Source organism: Corallococcus sp. AB018 (genome assembly GCF_003986945.1).
GTDB classification, from domain to species: domain Bacteria; phylum Myxococcota; class Myxococcia; order Myxococcales; family Myxococcaceae; genus Corallococcus; species Corallococcus exiguus.
Map to the genome: position 1 here is coordinate 1 of NZ_RAWR01000167.1, position 24,538 is coordinate 24,538.

A 24,538-nucleotide genomic window follows, 5' to 3' on the forward strand; every position below is an offset into this window, starting at 1 on the left:
CGCCCCCCCACCCCGCCGCCGGTGGTGCGCGACGTGGAGCTGGCGTCGAAGGTGGAGGCGCTCACGCAGCAGGTGGCGGACCTGGAGCGCATGGTGGCGCAGCAGGCGCGCGTGATGCGCGCGATGATGGACGCGCTGGAGGCCCGGGGCGCGTTGACCCGCGAAGAGGTCCAGGCAAAGGCCCGGTGAACACGCCATGACGCTCCTCTTCTCCGAAAAGCTGAAGCTGGAGCTCACCGTCACCGCGGGCGAGCAGGCCTTCGCCATTCCCGGTGGACAGGTGCGGGACTTCTCGCTGCGGATGACGCCCACGGGCTTCAGCTGCGAGCTGACGTTCTGGACCTCGCTGGAGAAGGCGGACGCGGCGCTGTTCACCGCGTTCAGCAAGCCGGACCTGGTGCGGGTGCGGCTGGCGCTGTCCGGCGTCTTCAACCCTCCGCCCACGCCGCTGGTGGTGCAGGGCATCGTCACGGAGAAGCGCGTCGGAGGCACCGCGCACGGCAACAAGGACAGCGTGGCGGTGGCCTTCCGCCAGTACACGGTGCTCTTCGAGGACCCCGCGCGCGTGCTCTGGAAGCAGCACCGCCCGGTGGAGCTGCACACGGCGAAGAAGCTGTCGGACCTGCTGGACGCGCACAAACCCGGCGGCCTGCTGCTCACCTACGACTGGGACGCGCTGGAGGCGAAGCAGGCCCTGGTGTGCCTGGGCATCGGGGACGACCACGCGGCCGCGAGCTTCTACGACTTCGTCCTCTGGTTCGTGGACACGCGCGGCGGCGTGCTCACCTACGACAGCCCCAAGGACACGTACACCTTCTCCGCGAAGAAGCTGGCCACGGGCACCGTCACCGGACTCAGTCGCAAGCACGTGTCGCGCGTGGACGTGGAGATGCCGCCCGTCATCCGGCACAGCACGCGGGTGCTCAACGGCTTCGGGGCCGGGGCAACCACGGTGGCGCTGGAGCAGTCCCAGTCGGTGGCGGGCATCCAGCACGACATGCTGGTGCGCACGCCCATCGCGACGGAGGCGGAGCAGCGTCAGTCCGAGGAGAAGGGGCGCCTGCGCGTGCGCAAGCGGCGGCTGCGGCTGACGTTCTCCGACGTGCCGCCCATCGCGCTGCACCCGGGGGCGTTGATCAAGCTGGACGGCGGGCGGTGGAGCCCGGACCTCACGGGCCTGGGGGAAGACCATCGCGTCGCGGAGCTGGCCTTCGACGGAGTGGGGCTCCAGGCCGGTCCGCATGACGGGCAGCAGGAGACGATGCAGGGCTACACGGTCTCCCTGTCCGTGCTGCTGGAGCAGAAGTCGGATCCGGTGCCGGAGCTGCCCGCGTACCGGCCGCCCCGCTACCCCATCTACGTCGAGGGCAAGATGCACAGCCCCGGCGGCGAGGCCACGGACCGCATCTACCTGCAGGTGGATGATCAGAAGACGTCCGTGACGAACTACCGGGTGGCCATTCCCCTGTGGAACAAGACGGTGAGCGTGCCTGCGGAGCCCGGTGAGTTCCCGGGGACGTTCTACTTCCCGCCGTACAAGAACGAGCGGGTGCTGGTGGCGCTGCACTTCGACCACGCGGCGCTGCACCGCTTCCTGGACTGGGGCGAAGGCGTGCGCATGCCCCAGGACAGCCAGGGCGATCAGATCCTCTTCGGCAAGAACGGCGCGAACCAGACGGCGTTCACGCACGACTTCAAGGACAACAAGCCGGTGTGGAACCTGGGGCGGGTGAACTCCAACGACACGGAGATCATCCGCATGTCGGAAGGGCACCTGCTCATCCAGACGAAGGAGAACCCCGGCGGCGCCACCACCACGCCCACGTACGACGTGACGCCGCAGGTGGAGACGGCGAAGGGCGACCTCACCGCGGGCGTGGACGGCGCGGTGAGCGACGCGACAGCGGCGTACAAGGAGTCCTCGGCGGCGGTGAACTCCAAGTTGAACGCGGCGACGGAGGAGACGGGCGCGGCCCTCTCCGCCGCGGAGGCCCAGGTGAAGGGCAAGGCCGCTGAATCCCGCGCCAAACTCACCGGCGCACTCAACGGCGTGGATGGCCAGACGGGCGCGCTCTCCGGCGCCGCCGCTGAAGCCAAGGCCGCGCTCGCGGGGCTGAAATGAACGAACTGCGCGCCACCGTGGCGAAGCACAAGGCAACCGTGGAGGGCTTCGGCTCCGGCATCACGCCGCGCCTCGCCACCGCGAAGGGCGAAGTGGAGACCCTGGCCCAGGGCGTCGTGCAGCAGGTCGCCGCGCTCCGTCCCTCCATCAGCGCGTCGCTGGGAGCGCTGCTCACGCAGGTGAACGCGACGAAGGTGACGCTGGCGGACCCCTCCCCTCGCTTCGACGCGCTGGCCACGGAGGTGGCGGGCCACCAGCAGACGCTGACCGCCTCCAGCACCACGGCGCGCACGCAGGCGGAGTCACTGGGGAAGGAAGCGACGGCGAAGAGCCAGGGGATGGAGGCGCAGGCGAAGTCGTCCGTGGAGTCGTCGCAGGGACAGCTCACCGCGCTCCAGCAGCAGGTGGCCCAGAAGTGCGACGCGGACAAGAAGTCCTTCGACGCGAAGCTCGCGAAGCGCAAGGGCTCCAAGGAGGAGACGGAGGCCCGCCGCGCGCAGGGCTACGCGCTGATTGATCAAACGCGCTCGCAGCTCACGCAGGACCTCACGGGCGTGGGGTCCACCCTCACGGCGGCGCTGGCGGCGGTGCTGGTGCGGCTGACCACGTCGCGCGACGCGGCGACGGGCCGGAGCACCCAGCTCACCTCCACGCTGGACGGCGCGGTGAAGAACCCCGTGAGCGCGCTGAAGACGCTGCACCAGGAGATCCTCAACGCGGGCACCACGGCGAAGGAAACCCACAAGCAACAGCAGTCCGTGCTGGAGGGCCAGCGCAAGACGCTGGTGGATCAGCTGATGGCCGCGGCGGCGGCGGCGGCCGCCATCGTGGATCCGCTGGACACCCAGGTGGCCCCGTCGCTGACGGCGGGCAAGACGCAGGCGGACGGAGCGCTGGACACGCTGGGCAAGACGATTGGCGGACAGGTCGCCAGCGTCACGGCGCAGCTCACGGCGGTGGAGAAGCTCATCGAGCAGGTGCAGAAGCAGGTGGAGACCGCCATCAAGACGGTGAGCGGCACCATCGACAGCGTGGTGCAGGGCGCGCTCACGGCGGTGGAGACCGTCAAGGCGCCGCTGAAGGCCACGCTGGAGGCGGCCTTCACCACGCTGGACACGCTGGTCGCGACCATCAGCGCCCTCAAGCAACAGGTGATGGCGCTGTTCGAAGCGCTGCCGCAGATGCTCGAGCAGCTCCAGACCCTCTTCCAGCAGATCGTCGGCTCGCTGGAGTCGCTGCTGGAGCGGGCCATGGGCCTCCTGGACGCCATCCCGGCCGCGGACCTGCCCAAGCCGCTGGTGAACCCCGCGGTGCAGGGCATCAGCCAGGTGGTGGGGCAGATCACCACGCAGCTGGGCACCCTCTCCTCTCAAGTGGGCACGCAGCTCCAGGCGGTGCAGAAGACCATCGTGTCGCAGGTGGAGACGGTGCAGACCCAGGCCCAGACGCAGATTGACGCGGCCACGACGCAGGCCGTGACGCAGATGGGCACGCTCACCCAGTCCATCCTCCAGGGCATCGAGCAGGCCACCGCGCAGGTGGGCCAGATTGTCGCCGCGGCCGTCACGCAGATTGGCACCGTGAAGGACCAGGGCGTGCAGCAGATTGAGACCATGAAGCAGCAGGTCGCCGCCCGGGTGACGCCGCTGGACACGCAGGTGCCCCAGCGCCTGGAGGCCCTGGACGCGCAGGTGGGCTCCGGCATCGACGCGGCGGTGCAGGCCATGCAGGCGGCGAGGGACTCGGCGGAGGGCCAGGTGACGTCCGCCAAGGGCCGGCTGGACTCGCAGCTGGGCGGCACGAAGACGTCCGTGGCGGCCGGGCTGACGTCGCTGGAGCAGGCTCGCAAGAGCGCGGACACGTCGCTCGCCACCCAGGCGGACTCGGCGCTCGCGGCCTTCAAGCAGCGCGCGGAGGGCCTGAAGGCAGGCGCCCAGACGCAGGTGGACTCCATCTCCACCCAGGCCACGGGGCAGAAGCCGCAGCTCCTCTCCCCTCTCGACGCGATTGGCACCCAGCTCCAGGGGGGCGCCTTCGCCAAGCCAGTGACGGCGGCGAACGGCCGGGTGACGTCCGCGCTCAACGCGCTGGGGCCCCAGCTGGACGCGCTCGCGTCCTGAGTCCTTCTACTTGGGCGAAGCCAGGGTCACCGGAGGCTCGGGCGCCTTGGGCGCTTCCGGGGCCTTCGGAGGGCCGACCGGGGCCGGCGCGGAGTCCTGGGCGGACAGGCTCTTCTGCAGGTCCGTGCGGATGCGGCTCTCCTGCAGCTCGATGTCCACCGTCTTGGGCACCGGCACATCCAGCAGCGCCTGCCACGCGCCGTTGGGCGTGGTGAAGAGGAAGCTCACGGCCACCGCCTGCTCCGGCGGCAGGGGAATCTTCACCTGCTTCGTGCGGCTCGGGTAGATGACCACCGTCTGGAGCACGGAGTCGTCCGGGCTGATGACCTTGGCCGCGACGTCCGCGTAGCCCTCCGTCATCGACGTCTTCGACACCGTGCGGATGAGCATGTACAGCGGCCGGCCCTGGTTGGTGCCCGCGGGCGCGTTGACGTTCACCGTCAGGCTGGGCGCCGCGCAGCTGCCCACCACCACCGCTGTCACCAGACCCGCCGCCAGCCTCACGCCCCTGTCCTTCATGGCACCACCCCACGGAATGGCGCCCAAGGCTCGCCGCGCAACCCGAAGCTGATCTCCAGCACCTTCTCGTTCGCCGCCAACCCGCGACCCGGCAGCACCCACACCACGTTCGACTGGTCCGTCAGCGTCGCGGACTCCAGCAGGCGGAAGCAGTTCCAGGACGACTCGGACATCTCCATGGAGCGGTAGCGCTTTCCATCCCGCTGCGGCGAGCGCAGCTCCACGCCGATGGACGACGGCTGCGGGCTCCACCAGCTCAGGGGGAAATCACCCCACGCCGGCCGCTGGTTGAAGCCGAATGACGCCGCCCCGCCGCACTTCAGGAACGACAGCGTCACGAAGCTGTCCGGCGTGGGCGCCGTCGGCAGCGGCAGCGGCCGCACCTGCATGGCGATGGGACGGGCCTTGCCCTCGTCGTCCCACAGGAGCTTCGACAGGCGGCCCAGCTGGCCCAGCGCGGAGAGCATGCGCGGCGGCAGCAGCAGCCGGGACTTCAGCGGATAGCGCACCGACCAGTCCGTCCCCCGCTCCTCCACCACCGGCGCCAGCACCTGCGTGACGAAGCCCCAGAAGGCCCCGTCCTTGCGGCGCAGCACCTCCAGCTCCACCGGATCCACTTCCTGCGACGCGCTGGGGTTGAACGGATAGCGCTTCACCAGCGGGTCCAGCGTGCGGCGGGCCTGGTAGGTCCACTGCTCCGCGATGACGCGCTCCAGCTCCGCGCGGCCCCGGTTGCGCACGACGATGAAGGGCTGGCGGAACGGCTGACGGAACTCGCCCACCAGGCCGTGCTGATCCAGCCACGCGTCCACCCGGCGCAGATACGAGTCCTCCTCCTCCAGCAGCATGCTCAGCGCCACGCGCCCCACCGGCGACAGCATCTCCGCCAGCTGCGACCCCGCCGAGGACGCCGTCGCGCCAGCGGCTCCAGGCGCCGCGGGGTCCTTGGGCGCCGCGGGCTTCGCGGCCGCGGGCTTCACGCCGGACAGCTCCTGCTGCAGCTGCGACACCAGCGTGGTGTAGGCCGCCAGCTCCACGATCGCGCCGCTCTTGTCCGGCGTCATCAGCTGCACGATCGGCTTGAAGGGCGCCACCGCGTCGCGCATGGGCGCGTAGTACTCGCTCTCCAGCGGGCCCACGCCGGCGCGGGTGGCCACGTCGCGCAGCATCGCCTCCAGCGGTGACGACGGCTGCAGCAGCACGGACAGGTCGCTGGACAGCGAACCTCGCGGCGTGGTGCGGAAGCGGTAGCCCCGGTAGGTCGCGTAGAGGTCCTGGCCGTAGCGCTTCGCGAAGGTCTGCACCTTGCCCTGCACGAAGGTGGCGCGCTCCACGGCCTCCTCGCGCGACAGGCTGGACTTGGCGAGCCGCTCCGTGAACTCGTCCACCAGCGGGGCCAGCTGCGCCTCGAAGGCGGCCTTGCCCAGCACCTTGCCCACCACCGGGAGCGTCCCGCTGGTGAACTCCGTGTCGTCGTCCCCCACCCCTTCGGTCGCCACTTCCGACGTCGTCTCGCCCGCGCGCGGGTTGAACGAATCCGCGTTGAACGGCGTGCGGCCCGTCTCCTTCAGCGAGCGCAGCGTCTTGTCCAAGAGCTGCCGCGACACGTCCATGGGGCGGAACACGAAGTCGCGCCGGAGGACCTCCACCTGGTAGCGCGCGTCGCCGTCACTGGGGGCGAAGAGGCCGTCCGCGCGGGTGAGCAGCTCCGCGGGCGTCATGCGGGCGGCGGCGCGCAGGGCGGCGTCCGTTTCGTCCTCCATGCGCAGGATGGCCTCCAGCGTCTGGCGGTTCTGGCGCAGCCAGTCCAGCGAGTCCAACAGGCTGCCCACGCCCTTCAGCTGGCTGGCGTCCGGCTCCGCGTCCGACGCGTTGATGAGGTCCATCACCTTGCGGGCGGAGCTGTACGGCGCGCTCTCCGCCAGCGAGGCGCGCAGGCGCTCACGGTCATCCGCCAGCGCACGCCACCGGGCCAGGTCCAGCTCCTTCGCGGCCAGCGTGTCCTGCAACTGCATGAAGTGGTCGCGCCACGGGCCCAGCAGGCCGTCCATCGTCAGCCAGGCGAAGGGCCAGCGAGTCCAGGGGACGTTCTCGTCGAAGGGCTTGTCGCTGGCGATGACGTAGTTGGCGATCATCGGCTCCGCCAGGCCCATCGCCTCCAGCCAGTTGTGCTCCTGGTCGGTGCTGGCCAGGCTCAGCCCGAAGGCCTCCGTCGTCCACCCCAGCTGCTTCTTGTGCGTCCCCTGCACGCTGCGCAGCACGAACTGGCCCAGGGCCTCATTGCGCGAGGCGTACAGCACGCCCAGCGTGTAGAGCACCTGCTCCGGACGGCACAGCGTCTCCAGGTGGCAGCTGTCATCCACCGAGGGCGCCGGGATCAGCGGCGTGGCGCGCGTGCCCCGGCTGGCGAAGGCGGGCGCGGGCTGGCAGCCGGGAATCAGGCTCGGGCAGCGCCGGCACTGGTCCTGGCACTTCTCCAGCATCGGCTTCAGGTAGGACATCCGGATGCTGCGCGCGAGCCGCGCCCGCAGCTCCTCCCACTCGTCGGTGAAGCTGTGGGCCAGGGGCGGCCAGTAGCGCGTGGCGCCCCAGAGGTCCTCCATCGCCTTCACCGCGTCGGTCGTCTGGGCCTCCACCACGGAGCCGGACACGCTCTGGTTGCGATCCTCCAGCCGCTGCACCGTCACCTGGAACGCGTCCAGCTTGTCCTGCGCGCGCAGGAGCAGCCGGTAGAAGTGCCCATACGCCAGCAGCACCGGCAGGCATCCCACCGCGAGGATGGCCGCGCACCGGCGCAGGTGCGTCCAGCGGTAGTCCCGGACGAGCAGCTCCGCCGGTTGATCCGCCTGCACCGCCAGCGCCCCGGTGGGCCGGGCATCCGCCCCTCCCGAGGACAGGTACACGCGCTGGAGCTTCAGCGGGTACGCCAGCGAGCCGCCCTCCAACAGCGTGGACACGAAGCGTCCCAGCGCAGCGAACGCCTCGCCGCCGCGCGAGTAGAAGGCCGCCAGCCGCTCGAACGCGTCCGGCGCCAGCGAGGTGAGCCCCAGCGCCAGGTACTTCTCCATGGGCTGGAGCGCTTCCCCCAGCTCTCCTTCCCTGCCGGGCGGCGGCACCGTCAGTTCCAGCGGCACGCCGTTCTGGCGCAGCAGCTGCGCGAAGTCCGCGTAGCCGTCCAGCGTGTCCATGTGCGTGAGGACCAGCCGCGTCTCCACGGGCGACTGGCACACCTCCGACAACAGATTCACCTTGCCGCGCAGCAGCTGGGTGACGCGCTTCACCTCGTCCGGAGACGTCTCCAGCAGCCAGTTGACCTTCAGGACGATGACGGCCCGGCCCACGTGCCGGCGCCCGAAGGTGGCCTTCCACAGCCGGCGCAGCGCACGCCGCGCGTGGCGTGAGTCATCCTCCAGCACGGGAGCGGCCAGCTCCTGCACCACGACCTCCGGCCCCAGGAACATCTTGAGGAGCGGGTCGTCCGTGTAGCTGGGCATGAACTGGCGCTGCTGCCGCTCCCAGTCCACCTCCGCTTCGATGAGGTCCGACTTGCCGCTGCCCGCCGGGCCCAGCACCACCAGCGTGGGGAAGTCCCGCACGGACGCGCGGAAGCGCCACGGCAGCTTCGCCAGGAACTGCTTGCGGATGGCCAGCAGCTGCCCGGACCCGAGCGGCTTCTGCTCGCCCGCGAGCGACGGGCCGCGCTGCTGCCGCTTGCGCCACCAGAGCGTCACGCCCACGCCAATGGCCGCGAGCACCACCACGATGCCCAACACGAGCACCCAGTGGGCCTTCAATGCCGCCAGCATGGACTGGATCGCGCCCACGTCAGCCGCCGCTCCTTCCGCCCGGCTTCACGGCCAACTGGAGCGCTTCGAGGACATCCTCCGCCTCCTCCAGCGTGGACGTCAGCTTCGCGCGCAGCTTCTGCTGCTCCTGCGGCGACGGAAGCATTCCATCCCCCGGTGGATCCAACGCCACCAGGCCCTCACGCACGGAGTCCAGCAGCGGCTGCACGCCCGCCTTCAGCGACCCCAGCTCCGAGCCCACCTGCTGATCCAGCGCGTCCAGCAGCGCGAGCGTCTTGGGTGGAGCCTTGGGAGCCGGCGCGGGAGGCCGTGCGTCGTGTGTCGGGAAGGGCCTCAATTGGAGACCCACCACAGGAAGACGGGCAGCCCCAGCACGATGGCCGCCGTCACGGCGTAGTAGTGCACCGGGAAGTCATACACGGTGGGCACCGCCGCGGGCACCACCGGCGCGGACGGCGCCATGGCCGCCGGCTGCGGGATGCGCTGCGAGATGCGGTCCTTGATTTCGCGGATGCGCTCCGGCTGCCCCACGAGGCGGCCCGTGAAGCCCGCAGCCAGGCAGAAGCGGATCATCTCGAAGACGATGGAGGGGGTATCGTTGCGACGCAACTTCTCTTCCACGAAGTCGTAGAAGAGGTCTCCGCCTGCATCAACCTGAAACAGGTTCTGCTGCAGGAGTGGCCAGAGATGTTGCTCCGCGTCCGCCAGCCGCCGCAGCACCCACTCATCGAGGAAGTAGACGAAGGGACGGATCAGATCCTCCACTTCGTCCGGGCGCATGTCCGCGCCGAACGCGGCGCGCAGGCGCTCCAGCTCCACCATCAGCGCCTGCTCCAGGTGGCCCAGCGCCTCCGGCCCCACCCTGCCCTGCGGCCGGCGCGCACCCGGGGCGGGCTCGGCGGGCAGTGCCCGGTCGAGGAGCTGGCGCACGCGACGCTGCGTGGCCAGGAGTGAGTTCCAATGCTCCAGTTTCATGCGTGTGTTTGTCTATGTTGGAAGCTGTAGCGGTCCCAATCCCGCCACCGAGGCCTTGAGATCAACAGTCGCCTCGTTGTTCCAAGCATCAAGCAGGTCCCTCAACTGCTCAAGAAAGCAGATGACGACAGGCTCGAAGCTTTGGTCGAAGGGCTCCATCACGGCCTCGTAAGCGTGGCGGATCCCCGAACCCTTGAGAGCGCTGTCGGGCACCACACTGAACTTCAACTCCTTGAGCCATGGAAGGACGCGACGGAACGGGCTCTCCGCGGGGGTCCCCAGGTGACCCAGCAGGGCGACCACCTCGTCGCGGCCCAGCGTGGGCTTGGCCTTCCACGCGAGGAATTGGGTCAACGCCTCGACATCATCCCGTAGCACGCTGTCGCGGTGCGGCTGCAGGCTGCCCACCGTCTGCCATTTCAAGCCTTCGATGTGACGGCCCGGCACGGACACCTCCACCCTGCCCGCCGCCTGCGCGGAGAACTGCGGCTGGTGCCACAGCGCCTCCAGGACGATCTTTCGCGGCGCCGTGAAGGCCTCCGGCATGCGCACGATGAGGCTCTGCCGGGACGCGAGCTTCTCGTCGAAGGTCTCGTCCACCTCGTAGCTGGGGCCCTTGCCGGGCAGGAACGCGGGCCTGAGCGGGGCCAGGCCCACCTTGGTCATCTCGAAGACGCCCGTCACCGAGTGCAGGGAGAACTCGCGCCCCGCGCTCATGCTGATGATGGGGTGCTCCGCGCGCGTGCCGTCCGCCACCACCACCTGCGCGGGCTCCGCCTTGAGGTTCACCACCGGCACGGTGAAGAGCTGGAAGAAGTCCGGGTGCAGCGAGCGGCCGACGTTCCAGTCCTTGTCCAGGTCCAGGCAGATGCAGAACCGCATCCAGGAGCTGCCGCGCGGCGGCGGCACCTTCACGTGCACGAAGAGCTGCTGCTCCGGGAACTGGAAGAACGCGCGCAGGCGCTGGAACGGATGCGCGTAGAGGCCGCTGTCGTCCGGCGCGGGCGGATCCCGGTTGAAGGACACCTCGCAGGGGCTGCCCACGGAGTGCTCATCCGCCTCCTCGTCGTAGACGACGCTCACCTGCTTCACGTGCTTGCGCAGCGCATGAAACACCGCCAGCGACGAGCGGTAGTCGTCCAGGTGCCGCACGTGCAGGCTGAGCACGTCGATGGCGTCCTTGCGCGCGAAGCGGGACTCGAAGCGGAGGATCAGCCGGTGGCCGCTGCGCACCTGGGGCACCACGTCCGTGCCCTTGAGGAAGATGGGCAGCACGCGCAGGTCGCGCTGGAGCCGGAAGGAGCCCGCCACCCCTTCCGCGGGCGTCAGGCGCAGCTCCGTGCCCCGGGTGAGGAGCACCGGCTCCACCATCTTCTCCGTGGGCACGGCCTGCGCCATGGCGGTGGCGGGCACGGGCTCCAGGAGGAAGTCGAAGAAGCCCGCGAACAGCCGGCGCCAGGTGGAGCGCAGGTTGTGCAGCGTGGCGTGCCGCGTCTGGACGGAGAAGAACGCCATCGCCTCGATGAGGCGGCGCACGTCCGGGTCCTCGCGATCCAACGGAGCCGCCGGGTGCCGCTCCTGGAAGCGCTGACGGAAGCGCTCCAGCCCGTCCAATTCCGACAGGAAATCCAGGTAGATCTTCTCGGAGAAGTCCTTCACCGCCCGCTCTCCCGCCGTACGTCTGTCGTTGCCATGTGTGAGTCAGTCGTCTTCAGCCCAGCTTCACCAGGGTGCCGCCCACGCTGGTGATGGAGCCCTTCAGGTTCGCCATGCCGGAGCTCTCCAAATCGAGCTTGCCGGTGCCGGACACCTTGGTCATCGCGCCGGACATCTCCGCCTGCGACTTGCCGGCGAGCTTCAGCGTCACGCCGTCCACCTTGGCCTCGCCGCCGGACGTGACCATCTCCGCGCCCATGTTGCCCTTCATGGCCAGCTTGGACGTGGCCTCGATGTTCACGTTCGCGCTGGAGGACAGCTTCGCGTCGCTGGTGGCCGTCTGCGTGAGCTTCGCGCTCGTCTTGAGCGTCATGTCCTTGGTGCTCTCCACCGTGAACGTGTCCTGGCTGGTCCACTTGGACACGCCCTTGGACTTCATCGTGATGGTGTCGGTGTCGAAGGTCAGGTCCTTCACCGTCACCACGATGCTGTCCTGCTTCTGCACGATGGTGCTCGTCTCCTGCTGGCCCTTCACCGTGATGGTGATGCTGGTGCCGTCCATCACGATGGTCTGGGTGATCTGATCATCCCCGTTTTCGACCTGGACGGTGATGCCCCCCTTCTTGTCCAGTTCGATCTTGCAGACCAGCGTTCCTGCCGCTCCCGGTCCTGAAGCTCCCATCGTCCCTCCCGCCTCAGGCGGACTCTTCCTTTACCAGGATGAGCAGGTTGCCTTCCTTGAGCTCGACCTTCTCCGTGTCGCTCTCGTTCGTGCGCTGCAGGCGCCACAGCGGCTTGTTGTCCTCGTAGAAGTGCCGCATGGACGTGCCGCTCGTCGTGGTCTTGCCGACGAGCAGGTGCACGCCCTGTCCGTCCGAGGGCAGGCGCGCGCCCGCTCGCCAGTCCAGGTTGCGCTTGAGCCACGCGCGCAGGAAGTCCAGCGCCACCAGCACCCGGGCGCCCTTGTAGGCCGGGAAGTAGAAGTGCCCCGGCTGGAGGTTCGCGTTGAAGGGCACCTGGATGATCTGGTTGGCGAAGAGCGGCAGCTTCACCTTGTAGCTGTCCAGCGACGTGGCCTCGTCCGTGTACGCCTGCCAGGTCTCGTCCTTCTTCTCGCCCACCTCGCTGACGATGAGCCCCTCCACGAAGCGCGGGAACACCGGCGCGGTGAAGGGCGGCAGGTCCGTGTGCAGTTCGGCCTTCTTCTCCAGCCGCGTGGTGAAGGAGATGAGATAGCGGCTCTCCGGCTTGGGCCGGCGCGTGGGCTCCTCTCCTCCGGGCCCGGACGCCTCCCCGCCCGCCGGGATCTCCCCCTCCTCCACGGGCAGCGGATCCGCGCGCAGGTGCATCCGGCGCACCCGGAAGTCCTGCGTGACGGGCACGCCCGCCGCCGTCCACCCCGCGGTGTCCGGCAGCTTCACCAGCGCGCCCGGGGCGAAGGCCACCGCCGGGAAGCGATTCCAGGTGAGCTCCACCTCCAGGCCGCGCACCTTGAGGCGCGCCGTCTCCAGCGTGGCGCGGGCCTGCACGTCGTCCGCGATGTCCGTGCGCAGGAGCACGTCCTGACGGACGCCGGTGACGGCCTGGGCGTTGGTGATGGCCTGGTTCTTGGGGCTCTCCGCGGCCGCGTTGAGGATGGCCACATCGTGGCGCGCGACCTCCGGGAACACCACCGACACGCGGTCCACGTCCGCCGCGCGCAGCGTGAGGGGCGTGGGGCTGGCGTCCTTCGCCGCGCGCAGCTGATAGCCCTGCGCCGTGTAGTCGTACGCCAGCACGCCGTTGCGCGTGTGCACGAACCAGACGACGAAGTCGTAGAAGCTGGCGCCGGACTCCGGGGACAGGCCCAGGAAGATGAGCGGCAGCGTCTTGGCCAGCTGCGCGTCCCAGTCGTTGGCCAGGGTGATCTTGTCGCCCTTGTGCGCGTCCAGCACGTCCTGGAGCGTCTTCTGCGTGTAGAGCACGCACGGGTAATGCTGCTTCCACAGGAGCCGCGCGGGGTCCACGAAGCGCACGGTGTAGTGCCGGTAGGTGATGCCCGCGCCCTTGGCCTGGGCGACGCCCTCCTCCGTGAGGGACTTGTCCTGCACCAGCCCCTTCACCTTCAGCGACGTGAAGGTGGGCTTCGTCGCCGTATCGGAGTGCACGGCCTTCAGCTCCAGCGCCACCTCCACCAGGTCCGGCTTGAGGAAGTCCGCCAGCAGCTTGTCCTGCTTCTGTCCGCCGTGCCCCGTCTCGTCGAGCACGCGGAACTCCACCCTCCCCTCGTGCCCCCAGCCGTGCAGGTCCAACTCGAAGGCGAGCACGTCCGCCGAGGGGATGGCGTGCGCCGTCCCGCCGATGGTGAGCGTCAGGCCCAGGTCCAGGCGGTCGGCGAAGGCCATCAGGTGTCCTCCGCCTGCACGCGCACCCGGCCGGTGGTGGAGTGGAACAACAGCGACAGGTGACACGGCTGCCCGTTGAAGGTGCCCTTGCAGTCGAAGTACAGCCACAGCGAGCTGTCGCGTCCGCGCAGCTTCACTTCCGGCCCCACCAGCCGGGGCTCGTGCTGGGTGACTTCCTGCTGGATCTCCGCGGTGAGCGCCTCCACCAGCTCGCGCGTGCCCAGCTTCTCCGTGTACCCGCCCAGCCCGAAGTCATGCATGAAGAAGCCGTAGCCCTTCTTCGTGTTGAGCACGGCTTCGATGTTGCGCATCACGTGCTCCAGGCTGTCGCGCGAGTTGGTGCGCTCCCTGCGAGTCGCGAACTTGTCCAGGAACGGTGCGCGCGCCATGGCGTCTAGCTCCTCCGCCAGAACAGCGACGTCTGGGCGCCCCGGAGCGCGGGCGTCACGTAGAAGGCCAGGCCGTCCTCGCGCAGCGCGTGCTGCCACTCCTCGCCGTTGCTCAGCAGGTACCAGTCAATCTCCGGCCCCAGCGCGTGCGGGAAGGACGGATACGGCACGTGCTTGAAGGGCACGCCCTTCAGGGCCTGCCTGCGCACCAGCGGCAGCCTCGTGGGGCTGGCCAGCTTCACGCCGTCCAGCGGCGTGCGCTCCCCGGGCTGGGTGCGCTGCACCAGGAGGTAGGCCTCGCTGGCGGAGCGGATCTCCGGCGGCAGCGGCGTCATCTGGTACTGCCCTTCCTTCGCCTGGAAGGCCTTGTGCGTGGAGCGCGTGGCCTCGGGCTGGAAGCTGCGCTGGAGCAGGCGGATCCACCCGCCCAGGGCCTCGTTCAGCCCCTCGTGCTGGTACACCGGCATCTGCTCGTCCGGGAGCATCTCCAGGTAGCAGCACGCCTCGAAGTACAGCCGGCGAAGCGCGTCGAACAGGTGGTACGGGTGCACGTACACCTGCCGGAACATGTCCCGGCGCAGCGCGATCAGCCGCTGCACTTCAAAGAGCGCCCGGCGCGCGTTGGTGAGCCGGTCCGTGCGCAGGTACGTGTCCGAGATGTTGGTGAGCAGCTGCTGGCGCACCTGATCCAGCAGATCATCCAGCGTGGAGAGCAGCTTCTCCAGGAAGGGGTTGGGCCCCACGAGCAGGAGCGCGGGCACCCAGTCCGCGGACGTGTGCCACGCGCCGTCCTCGTCCTGGGATACGGCGGCCAGCCCCAGGGACGCGACGGTCCCGTCCAGCACCGGCTCCGTGGACAGTTGCAGCTTGTGCAGCACGCGCTGGATGACCGGCGGATCATCCGCGTACAGGCGGATGCCCTCCGCGCTGACGGTCTCCTTCAGCACGTGCAGGTAGACGATGAACTCCGTCTTGCCGACGGCTTCCAGCGACAGCGGCGCGATGACGGAGTTGCCCGGGACGTCCATCAGGTCCCCGGCCTTGGTGACGACGGTGAGCGCGGAGATGGACAGGCTGCCGCTCTGGAGGAGCGACTCGTTCCAGGCCATGTTCGCGATGCCGTACGACGGCAGGCCGGACAGGGTGGCATGGAGGCGGATCTCCGCGTCCAGCGCGTCCTCCTGCGCGACGAAATGCTCCGGAAGAAGCGTCTGGCCTACGTGCCAGCGGACCCGTGCGAGCTTGTACCGCTGCATACGCCGTTCTTTCCTTCCACCCGCCTGAACCCAGGCCGGGAGCGAGACCTGCTCCCAGCCCGGTTTAGACTCAGACCGCGGCCAACGCTACTTGGCGGCCGCTTCGGTGATGCCCCACTTCTTCGCGATCTTCTTGGCGGACGAGGTCGCCAGGTTCAGCGACTGCTCGGCTGCCTGCGGCTTGATGCCAATCTGGAACGTGAAGTTCTTGGGCGACTGGACCTCGCGCGACTCGTTGTCCGCGACGGACATGTTCAGGTCGTCGCCGTTCTTCTCGAGCAGGCCCTTCATCTCCGCGTCCAGGAAGTTGGACTTGAAGTACTTCTTCCCGATGGGGTCGTACTCGTAGATGACGTACTTGAAGTTGACTTCAATGTTGCTGAAGTTGCCCAGCAGCATCTCCGCCACCTTCTGCTTGTTCGCCACCGACACCTGGCCGGAGAAGTACATGGCGTCCGTCACGCCCGTCTCCCACAGGTAGTGGTTGAGCACCGCGACGACCTTGTCGGCGATGGCCGCGTCCGGGTTCTCAGGATCCTTGATGGTCTCCTGATCCGGAGCCAGGGCCTGGCCGCCAATGGTGATGGCGGTGATGTAGCCCACGGGGGACTGCTTGTCCTTCTTGAAGTTGAAGCCCTGATACACGTCCAGGTTCCGCGAAAACTGGGGCATCTGTCACTCCAGGGTAAGCGGGGCAGGCACTCACCTGCCCCAGGTGGGATGCGGCTTAACCGAGCCGCGACTCGAGCATCAGCTCCACGTTGAGGCCTTCGAACTGGATGTGCGGGAGCACGGCCAGCTTGCAGTCGTACCAGCCGATCTCACCGGGACGCGGGAACACCGCCACGCTGCTCGCCTTGAACGGGAAGCGGCGCACGGTGAGGTCGTCCGGGTTGGCCACGGTCGTGACGTAGTTGGACAGCCACGAGTCCAGCTGGCGCTGGATGTAGGGCGCGTCCGCCGTGTTGCCGATGTTGTCGCGCATGATGCACTTCACGTAGTGCGCCAGACGCGTGATGGAGAACGTGTAGGCCAGGTTCGTGACGAGCTGCGAGTTCTCCGAGTCCTTGGGGTCCTTGAACGTCTTGGAGACCTTGGCGGACTGGGTGCTGAAGAACGTCGCGTCGCTGGAACCCTTGCGGTACACGAGCGGGATGAAGCCGGAGCGCGCGAACTCGTACTCGCGGTAGTCCGGGATGGCGATCTCCACCGGGGCCTTGATCTCCTCCTGGCCGCGCAGGGAGAAGGTGTCCACGGGCAGGCCGGAGATGAGGCCACCGCCCTTGGGGCCGCGGATGGACTGGCACCAGCCGCTGATCTCGAACGCCTTCACCATGTTGCGCGCGAGCAGGATGGCGGAGTTGCCCCACAGGTACTTGTCGGAGTCGCCGCGCGCCGTCTCGGTGAAGTTGAGGACGTCGCAGGGGTTCTTGTCCGGGTGCCAGGGCAGGCGCAGCACGTAGCGCGGGAAGGTCAGGCCCACGTACGCGGCCTCCTCCGTGTCGCGGAACGCGTTCCAGCGGCCGAACCGCGGGTGGGCGAGCACGCCCTCCAGGTTCTTGATGGCCTCCATCTCCTCGATGGTCTCGCAGCCGAAGAACTTGTGGTTCACGGCGGAGATGAACGGCGCGTGCGCGGCGTTGGAGACCTTGGCCATGCGCTGCAGCCAGGTGAGGTCCGCGGGCGACGAGGAGAAGTCGTACAGGCCGACGATGGCGCCGAAGGGACGGCCACCGTACTGGTCGTACTCCTGGATGTAGACCTTGTCGAACAGCGCTCCGGCGAAGATGTTGCTGGAGTTGTTCTCGAAGTCCTCCGCCAGCTCATCCTTGGCGACGTCCAGGATGTCGATGGCGATGTTGGCCTTGAAGTTGGTGTGGTCGACCAGGTCCTCCAGGCCGCGCCACGTGGACTCCAGCTTCTGGAAGGTGTCGTTGTGGAGGATCTCGTTCATCTGCACGTCGATCATGCGATCGATGCGGCTGATGACGTCCAGCACCTGGCCCTTGTCGAAGCGGGCGGTGTTGTCCGGGCCCTCCACGGGGGCCACGTTCTGCAGCAGCGCGGCGACGCTGGAGAGGAACCGGCTCTCCAGGGTGACCTGCTGCTCGTCGCCGGCGGGCGCGAAGTTGGTGGTGATCATCGGCGCCGATTCCTGGGGCGGATCGAGCCGGACGCTGGTGAACAGGCGCTTCAGGTAGGTGGTCTCAGCCATGGCGGAGTCCTTTTAGAAGTCGAAGGGGTTGGGAAGGCGGATCAGGAAGCGGCCGGAGGCTTGGCGCCCGCGGCGACGGTGGCGGCGACCGCGGCCGTGGCGGCGGCGGCACCGGCGGCGGGCTTGCCAGCGGCGGCGGCGGCACCGGCGGCGGCGGGCGCGTCCGTCTTCGCCGTCTCTCCGGCGGGCAGGCGCATGGTCTCGTAGCCCTTCAGCTCGTTGAGCAGCTCCTTGAGCGCGTCCGGCTTGGAGAACAGCTCGTAGAGCTCGCGGCGCAGGTCCTTGCGGTTGTCGATGTTCGACTGCATCTCCACGAGGAGCGTCTTCAGGAGCAGCAGCGCCTTGAGCTTCGGCACGTGCTTGACGATCTCATCCGGGTGGAAGGACTTCATCCGGTCGATGGGGAGCGTGACGTTCAGCTCCTCCTCCACGTCCGGGTTGATGCGGTTGGCGACCTGGAAGTTGGCGGACATCTTCATGTCCTTCATCAACTCGTCCAGGTTGCGGCCGTCCACGGAGCGCAGCTTGCGCGTCTCCAGGTCCGTCTTGCGGTCCTCGGAGGTCCCCAGCGAGTAGTCGCCCATGACCAGGAGGCGCAACGGCAGGTTCACCGTCTCCTGCTCGCCGTTGATGGTGGTCCGGTACGTGAGGGTGATGCGGGATTTGGGAAGCTGGTCCTGAATGGCCACGGTGACTCCCTGACAATCGCAGAGCGCTTTATTCCCCCCGTCCTACTGGAGCCGCCCCGGGAGTACGCCCTGCCGAGTGAACATTTACAGCCTAGGCGCGATCAGGAATTCCCGTCAACCAGCCGACATGACAGGTCTACCGAGGTTCCGATGATCGCAGTTGAGCGGTGTCCCCCGTGAACAGGAGGACCTCCTGGGTTTGCTCCGGACCGCCTACCAGCGGTTCGTAGCCCAGATGACTTCCGTCGATGAGCCGGGCGTAGCTGCTCTGATCACGCAGGCACAGGATGACGGCGAGCACGAGCGGGGTCTCCGCGAGGCTCGGAAGGATGCGGGCGTTGAGGCGCCTGCGTGCCTCCACGGCCCAGGGGGTGCCGGTGCCGGAGTGCGGCTCGTTGAGGAACAGCCGCACCTCCACCCCGCCCGTGGGGACGGTGGCGAAGCCGCCCACCGCGCTGCCGTCTCCGAGCGCCGCGGCGCCCAGGCGGATGCCCTTGGCTTCGATGCGCTGGCGGCGAGTCTCTCGGCGCACCACCACCTCCGCCTCCGGGAAGACCTTGGCGAAAAGCCAGTGCAGGCTGCTGGGGCACGCGAGGCGAAGCAGGCGCAGCCGGTGCGCGGTGGAGTGCTCCCAGCCGGGCAGCAGGGATTCGTCGCGATCAGGAAACTGGCCCGCGAACCGGGTCCGCAGCAACAGGTGGTCAAAGTAACCCAGGAAGTCTGCCATCGTGTCCTGCTCCAGGCGATCCATGGCCTGGAAGAGAAAGGATGGCAGGGGCGTCTGGAGGCTGAGCAGGCCCAGGTTGACGGTGATCACCACGCGCTTGCGCGGGTGGCGGGTGAATTCAATGGCATGCACCAGATGGGGCTGGTGCACGGTGCTGCGGTGGCTGCGGAACTCCACCTCCGCCTCGCCGTAGCCTTCCTTGGCGAGCAGATCCAGGAGGGCCGGCACGTCGAAGCTGCGGATGCGCTCGCTGATGCGCTCCTCGACGGTGAGCTTGCGGTTCGGCTGTTCGCGCTCCAGGGCCATGGGGGCTATTCGTCGTATTCCGAGCCGCCGCCGCGCGGCTGGCGCGCTTGCGCGACGAGGAACGCGTCCAGGTCCACGCGGTAGAGCTGATCCATGGCGCGGAAGGACAGCGTCTCCGTGTTGTGCAGCATGGGCTCAATGGCTTCCGCGTGCTGCGCCAGTCCATTGAAGAAGCCGGAGAAGAGCTGCGGCAGGAACACGCGCGGGTCGAAGCGCTCCACGGTGGCGAGCACGTCCACGGCGATGACGCTCGCCTTGGAGTAGTCCTCTTTCTCCACCAGCGCCTCAAAGGCAGACAGCTTGCGGACCAGCAGCGCGAGCGCGGGAGACATGGGCACGCTGGGGCCGGAGTCCTGTTCCTCCTGGCGTGCGGCCTTCTTGCGGCGCACGGGGCGGACCTCCTCTTCCTCCTCCCCTTCGTCGTCCTCTTCCTCGTCGTCGTCCGGAGCGGCGGCGAGCTCGGGCTCCGGGGCCTCGGACTGGGGCTCCTCCGGCGGGGGTAGGAAGGGCACGCCCTGGGCGTGGGAGCGCAGCGCGCCCAGCAGCGAGCGCATGGCGTCCATGCACGCGGGCTTCTGCAGGATGGCGAGCGCGGCGATGAGTGGATCCCCGAGGGTCAGGGCTTCCTCGATGGGCTCGCGATTGCCGGGCGCGGTCCAGGCCTGCCACTGCGCGTCCTTGAGGCGCGAGTGGTGTTCCAGGTGCTTGCCCATCATCTTCAGCAGCCAGCGCAGGCCGGTGTCCGCGAAGACGAGCTTCTTCTCCATCGGGCCGAAGAAGTCCCAGTTCTCCGTCAGCGTGCGATTGAGGGAGCGGAACAGGACGGGCAGCGCCTTCATGCCCTCCGCGAAGAAGTGGCCGAAGAGGTACGGCCCCACCACGCGCACGTCGCGCACGCCCTGGCGCAGGAGCCCCTCGGCGGCACGGGCGGCGTTCGCGTACTCGCTCTTGGCGACGAAGCCGGTGATGGCCTCCAGGCGCGGATCCGGGCCCTCGGACTCGTCGAGCGGCACGGGGGCGGTGGTGAACTCCACGTCGAGCAGCGTGAAGTCGACGGCCTCCAACACCTGCGCGGGGCTACCCATCGATGGCCACCATCTGTCCGGGGGAGACGACCTGGATGACGCCGCCGTAGCTGCACATGCACTTGGAGTTGCTCTCCAGCGCCGGCATGTTGCCGATGAGCACCTTGGGGCACCCGGGCACCCAGGGGGCCGCGGTGGCGGGGATGCAGGGCATGGGGGTGAGGACGCCGAGGGCCGCCGCGGTCGCCGCCGCCACCATGGGGTTGGCCAGGGACTGGCACATGCCGAAGGGCAGGATGTTCATGAACGGCTTGTTGTCCATGATGTTCGCCGCGGGCGTGGTGGCCATGATCCGGTTCACGGGCAGCACCATCAGCGACGAGGGCGCCATCCCGAAGCTGCATTGGAGCATCGCTCCCATCACGACCTGAGCACCCATGTGCCGTTCCTTTTTCAGCGCGCTGGCGACGGATCATCTTCGCCCGAAGCCGCGGAGCTTTCCAGCAGTCGTCCCCGCAGGGCGGTGAGGGCCTGGAACATCGGGTCCTTCGCCTTCTTGTGTAGCGCGCCGGTGAAGAACTGCGAGGCGCACCATGCGTCGTCGACCGCGCCCTTCACCCGGTGGGGAAAGAGCGGGAAGAACTCGATCCGGTCGGGCAGGAAATCCCCGCCCAGCAACATTTCGATGCGTCGGTTTATCTCCTGCTCGCCGGACGAGGGAGCAGGCGTGGCCCCGGTGAAGGCCAGGAGGAGGAAGCGGGAGTGGCTGGCCAGGCCGCCGGTGGACACCGGCACCACGCTGGTGCCCGCGAGGAACGGCAGGCCCTCCAGCGCGGCGGTGACCTCCTTCGCGGAGTAGGTGCGGCCGTCGTGCCGGAAGCCCAGCGTGCCCGCGTAGTGGTAGCGCTGGCGGATCCGCGCGAGCAGGACGTGGCCCGGCGGGTATTCCTTGTCCGGCAGGAGCGTGAAGACACCCACGTCCGTGGGAGCGCCCTGCCCGCTCTGGTTCGGATCCTTCAGCGTCCACGCGCGGCCCGGGACGGGGAAGACGTCCGTGTGCACGTCGGTGGTCGCCTCGCTCACGCCGCGCGACGAGGCCAGCACCGCGCCGCCAGCGGACGCGTCGATGAGGATGTTGGAGGACGGCACGGCCTGGAGGCCGCACTGCTTCACCCAGGTGCGCCACGCCTGGGCGTCGAAGGGCTCCTCCGGGCTGCGGAACCAGTGCTGCACGTTGCGCAGGGAGGCGCGATGGCGCACGAGCAGGTCGCGCAGCTTCGGCGTGACGCCCAGGGCGCGCAGCGGGTGCTCCAGGAGCGGGGCCGGGTTGAGCGCCAGGTCCGCCATCTCCAGGTGCAGGTAGGTGGCGCCGCGCAGGAGCGTGGCGAAGAGGAGCGCGGGCAGGTGCTGGAGCACCGGGAAGTCCGGCGCCGCGAGGAGGTCCCCCGGCGACAGGCCGAAGGTGAGCATCCCGTCGCCAATGGCGCCCTTCCACGCGTTCTCCGCGGTGAGGGGCACGGGCGTGTGCGGCGGATCCACCAGCGGCGAGAAGAGCAGCCCCACCACGTCCGAGGGCTTGTACGTGTGGGACGTGAAGCCCGGCGCTCCCCTCCCCTGGCTCTTGAGCAGCAGCTGCTCGTGGCCCTTGAGGAGCGGGAGCTGGTGGGGTTCCGCGGCGATGAAGTCCGGAGTCAGGGACTCCAGCCGCGTGGCCATGGCGCGCGGGCCCATGGGCGGCAGGAGCGTGAAGCAGCCCCCCAGCTTCAGCGTGGCCAGGAGCGACACGAGCAGCTCCTGCCCCACGCCGTGCACCAGGCACACCTTGGCGCCCGGCTCCACGCCCTGATCCGCCCACTCGCTGGCGCGGCGCGAGGCCAGGTCGTGCAGGGTGCGGTAGGCCAGGGCCTGCCAGCCCTGGATGCGCTGGTGCGTGCGGAACGCGGGGCGCTCCAGCGCGACGTGGCGCACGATGAGATCATGGAAGAAGTCGTATTGCTGGCCCGGGCGGCTCTTGGGCGGCGGGACGCCTCGGCCCGCGTGGGCCTCCGCGAGCGCCACGGCGAACCCTTCCGGATCCTCCCAGCTCTCCTGCCACCACTTCGGAGCGCCTGAATCCGGGGCGAAGCCGGCTTCCAGCTGCCGGAGGATGTCCTTCACGTCGAAAGGCATGGGTCTCTAGCGGGAGGGAAAGTCGAAGCCGACCTTCACCATGAAACGGACCTTGGAGCGCACGTTGGTTTCCGGGGCGTAGTCGATCGGGGTCGCCCCGCGCTTTCCTGGCGTCTGCTGCTTCGCGCGTTCGATGGACGTGGGCTCGACGGCGCGCACCAGCGGGTGGCGGGCCAGGAGCGGCGGCACGTGCATGTCCACGTCCCGGCCGAAGAGCCACGCGCCACAGCGCCAGAGGATGTCGTGGCGCCGGGTGAGCAGCGTCCAGAGGCGGTCTCGCGTCTCCGTGGCCTCGAAGAGCAGCGGCGAGCTGTCGTCCTCGCGGGCCTCTCCCGGGGCCGCGAGCAGGGCGCGCAGCTGCTGCGCCACGCGCTCCACTTCGTTCACGTCCTCGGGGGTGACAGGGGAACGGCCGGCGAGCTTCTCCTCGTGCCTGCGGAACAGCGCCACGAGTCCCAGGCAGTCCCCCACCACGTCGCGGTGGCCCTCTCCGTGGGCGGCCGTCACGTCCGCGGCGGCGAGGAAGGAGGACTCCGCGAGCGCCTCCGCGGTCTTGAGCAGCTTGCGGCGCAGCTGCTGGGCGCGGTCGAAGAGGGCTCCGAAGGAGCTGGCCCGCATGTCGCGCTGGACGCGCAACGCGGCCCAGGCCAGGCCCTGCGCGAGCAGCGGCAGTTCGCGCAGCTCCTCCACGTTCACGCCCGGGAGCGCGGCGACCTCCGCCTCACGGGCGAGGACGCTCTCCACCCCGCGCTTCGTGTTGTGGAACGCGAGCGCGATGTTGGAGCGGCACTCCTCCACGGCGCCTTCGAGGGCGCGCGCAGGGGCCAGGAACACGTCATAGCCGGGCTCGGAGCCAATGGCTTCCAGCTCGGCGATGTCGTCGGGCCCCAATCCCGCTGTCGCGTGCTGGCCTCCAGCCATGCCGGGCAGGATAGCGGGCGCTTCCGGGCGTCACAACCTGGCGCACTGTCTGGCTGCGTCAGGTGACTCGCGGGGTGGGATTGGGGGCCGGGGACCCGCGAGGGCAGGTCAGACGAGGATGAGGTCTTCTTCCTCGTCGTCCGGCGTCGTCCCCGTCTGGCTGTCCAGCACGTGCTGCGTGCGGCGCAGGCGTTCGTCGCTCAGGTCCGAGACGAGCATCAGGACCTGCGGGTGGCTGGAGATGAGCGAGTCGAAGTCCTCGCGCGGCAGGCGCAGCAGCGTGGTGTGCCGCGTGGCCTCCACGGTGGCGGTGGCCGGGGTCTTCTGCAGGAGGGAGATCTCTCCGAACAGATCCCCTTCCTTCAGGGTCGACAGCCGCTGCCCGCCCTTGTGGACCTCCACCTCGCCGGAGAGGACGACGTAGAGGCCGTCCGTGGCGTCGCCTTCGCGGATGATGACTTCGCCGCGCTCCACGTCGCGGGCCCGGAAGCGCTCCACCAGGTTGCGGCGATCCTTGCGGTTGAAGGGACGGAACAGCGCGGAGCTGTTCATCACGTTCGCGAGGAGCCGCTCGCGGCAGAACTTCTTGAGGGCCTTCGCCACGGGCGGATGGCTGCGCGAGAGCGTGGCCAGCACGGCGGCGGAGATTTCGAGCACCTGCGTGTCGTCGGACGCGGACTCCACGGAGGCGGCGCGCGGGGCTCCGGACAGGAGCGCCATCTCTCCGAAGAAGGTGCCGACCTCCAGCGTGGCCAGGTCCTGGCGGCGGCCGTCCTCCTCGCGGAAGACGCGCACGTTGCCTTCGCAGATGACGTAGAAGGCGTCGCCGTGCGAGCCCTGCGCGAGGATGCGCTCGCCGGGGCCGAAGCGGCGCAGCGGGCAGCGTTCGAAGAGCTGGATGAAGGCGTCGCGCGGCAGGTCGGAGAAGAGCGGGATGGACGGCAGCGCGTCCCAGGTGTCCGAGGTGGGCTCGGCCTCCTCGGTCAGCTCGTAGACGGGCTCCTCTTCCTGCGCGTGTTCGGCCAGTCCCCGCTGGGCCGCCAGCTCCACCGCGTGCAGCAGCGAGTCTGCTTCGATCTCCAGCTCCGTGAAGCTGGAGACGCTCAGGGACGCGCGCCAGGGCTCCGGGGCTCCGGCGGTGGTGGGCACCGCGGAGGCACCCGCGGCGACCGTGGCCGTGGGCCTGGACGGAGTGTCGACGCGGCGGGGGCGCAGGCCCGGGGGCGCGGCCTGTGAGGGAGGCTTCGGCGCGGTGGGGG

At 69.0% G+C, this 24,538-nt stretch carries 20 protein-coding genes and 1 pseudogene; 3 read left to right on the top strand and 18 right to left on the bottom strand.

All coding sequences use genetic code 11. The features are described 5' to 3' along the window. From D7Y11_RS29725 to D7Y11_RS29735, 3 genes and pseudogenes are all read left to right on the top strand, one after another. Positions 1-189: pseudogene (locus D7Y11_RS29725) on the top strand (hypothetical protein); the annotation flags it as partial. Positions 190-196: 7 nt separating this feature from the next. After that, a complete protein-coding gene (locus D7Y11_RS29730; RefSeq protein ID WP_126935360.1) occupies positions 197-2,122 on the top strand; it encodes a hypothetical protein in 1,926 nt (641 codons plus the stop codon). After that, positions 2,119-4,242, top strand: a complete 2,124-nt coding sequence (locus D7Y11_RS29735) for a hypothetical protein (RefSeq protein WP_126935361.1) — start codon at positions 2,119-2,121, stop codon at positions 4,240-4,242. Before D7Y11_RS29730 ends, D7Y11_RS29735 begins: the two co-directional genes overlap by 4 nt. A gap of 6 nt (positions 4,243-4,248) precedes the next feature. On the opposite strand, the gene D7Y11_RS29740 is transcribed toward D7Y11_RS29735, so the two are convergent. The 18 genes from D7Y11_RS29740 to D7Y11_RS29825 form a co-directional block, all read right to left on the bottom strand. Then, positions 4,249-4,761, bottom strand: a complete 513-nt coding sequence (locus tag D7Y11_RS29740) for a hypothetical protein (protein ID WP_120579054.1) — start codon at positions 4,759-4,761, stop codon at positions 4,249-4,251. After that, the gene (locus D7Y11_RS29745) at positions 4,758-8,585 is read right to left on the bottom strand and encodes a type VI secretion IcmF C-terminal domain-containing protein (RefSeq protein WP_126935362.1); all 3,828 of its coding nucleotides are present in this window, start codon (positions 8,583-8,585) and stop codon (positions 4,758-4,760) included. Before D7Y11_RS29745 ends, D7Y11_RS29740 begins: the two co-directional genes overlap by 4 nt. Before the next feature lies 1 nt (position 8,586). Then, entirely contained in the window at positions 8,587-8,904 is a 318-nt protein-coding gene (locus tag D7Y11_RS29750) for a hypothetical protein (RefSeq protein WP_233607425.1), read from the bottom strand. Beyond that, positions 8,901-9,542 carry a DotU family type IV/VI secretion system protein gene (locus D7Y11_RS29755; RefSeq protein WP_126935363.1) on the bottom strand — a complete coding sequence of 214 codons (642 nt, stop codon included), beginning with the start codon at positions 9,540-9,542 and terminating at the stop codon, positions 8,901-8,903. The genes D7Y11_RS29750 and D7Y11_RS29755 overlap by 4 nt, the downstream gene beginning before the upstream one ends. Before the next feature lie 12 nt (positions 9,543-9,554). Beyond that, on the bottom strand, positions 9,555-11,201 hold the full coding sequence (locus D7Y11_RS29760) for a type VI secretion system baseplate subunit TssF (RefSeq protein ID WP_120579041.1): 1,647 nt from the start codon (positions 11,199-11,201) through the stop codon (positions 9,555-9,557). A gap of 52 nt (positions 11,202-11,253) precedes the next feature. Next, on the bottom strand, positions 11,254-11,880 hold the full coding sequence (locus D7Y11_RS29765) for a hypothetical protein (protein WP_120579042.1): 627 nt from the start codon (positions 11,878-11,880) through the stop codon (positions 11,254-11,256). Between the two features lie 13 nt (positions 11,881-11,893). Further along, positions 11,894-13,582: a hypothetical protein gene (locus D7Y11_RS29770; protein ID WP_120579043.1), complete on the bottom strand. Its 1,689-nt coding sequence runs from the start codon at positions 13,580-13,582 to the stop codon at positions 11,894-11,896. Further along, on the bottom strand, positions 13,582-13,971 hold the full coding sequence (locus D7Y11_RS29775; RefSeq protein ID WP_120579044.1) for a GPW/gp25 family protein: 390 nt from the start codon (positions 13,969-13,971) through the stop codon (positions 13,582-13,584). Before D7Y11_RS29775 ends, D7Y11_RS29770 begins: the two co-directional genes overlap by 1 nt. 5 nt (positions 13,972-13,976) lie before the next feature. After that, a complete protein-coding gene (tssK, locus tag D7Y11_RS29780) occupies positions 13,977-15,227 on the bottom strand; it encodes a type VI secretion system baseplate subunit TssK (protein WP_120579045.1) in 1,251 nt (416 codons plus the stop codon). An 87-nt stretch (positions 15,228-15,314) separates the two neighbouring features. Continuing rightward, complete coding sequence (locus tag D7Y11_RS29785; RefSeq protein WP_120579046.1) at positions 15,315-15,899, bottom strand: hypothetical protein; 585 nt, start codon at positions 15,897-15,899, stop codon at positions 15,315-15,317. A gap of 55 nt (positions 15,900-15,954) precedes the next feature. After that, positions 15,955-17,442: a type VI secretion system contractile sheath large subunit gene (gene tssC / locus D7Y11_RS29790; protein WP_120579047.1), complete on the bottom strand. Its 1,488-nt coding sequence runs from the start codon at positions 17,440-17,442 to the stop codon at positions 15,955-15,957. 41 nt (positions 17,443-17,483) lie between these two features. After that, entirely contained in the window at positions 17,484-18,131 is a 648-nt protein-coding gene (tssB, locus tag D7Y11_RS29795; RefSeq protein ID WP_120579048.1) for a type VI secretion system contractile sheath small subunit, read from the bottom strand. Positions 18,132-18,267: 136 nt separating this feature from the next. Beyond that, complete coding sequence (locus tag D7Y11_RS29800; protein WP_120579049.1) at positions 18,268-19,164, bottom strand: hypothetical protein; 897 nt, start codon at positions 19,162-19,164, stop codon at positions 18,268-18,270. Positions 19,165-19,169: 5 nt separating this feature from the next. Then, the gene (locus D7Y11_RS29805; RefSeq protein WP_126935364.1) at positions 19,170-20,249 is read right to left on the bottom strand and encodes a type VI secretion system protein IglI family protein; all 1,080 of its coding nucleotides are present in this window, start codon (positions 20,247-20,249) and stop codon (positions 19,170-19,172) included. Next, entirely contained in the window at positions 20,242-20,628 is a 387-nt protein-coding gene (locus D7Y11_RS29810; protein ID WP_120579051.1) for a DUF4280 domain-containing protein, read from the bottom strand. Before D7Y11_RS29810 ends, D7Y11_RS29805 begins: the two co-directional genes overlap by 8 nt. A 14-nt stretch (positions 20,629-20,642) precedes the next feature. After that, entirely contained in the window at positions 20,643-22,358 is a 1,716-nt protein-coding gene (locus tag D7Y11_RS29815) for an AMP-binding protein (RefSeq protein ID WP_126935365.1), read from the bottom strand. Positions 22,359-22,364: 6 nt separating this feature from the next. Further along, positions 22,365-23,279, bottom strand: coding sequence for a hypothetical protein (locus D7Y11_RS29820; protein WP_126935366.1), 915 nt, complete (start codon positions 23,277-23,279; stop codon positions 22,365-22,367). Between the two features lie 108 nt (positions 23,280-23,387). Then, a partial coding sequence (locus D7Y11_RS29825) for a cyclic nucleotide-binding domain-containing protein (protein WP_148139237.1) occupies positions 23,388-24,538 on the bottom strand: 1,151 nt, incomplete at its 5' end.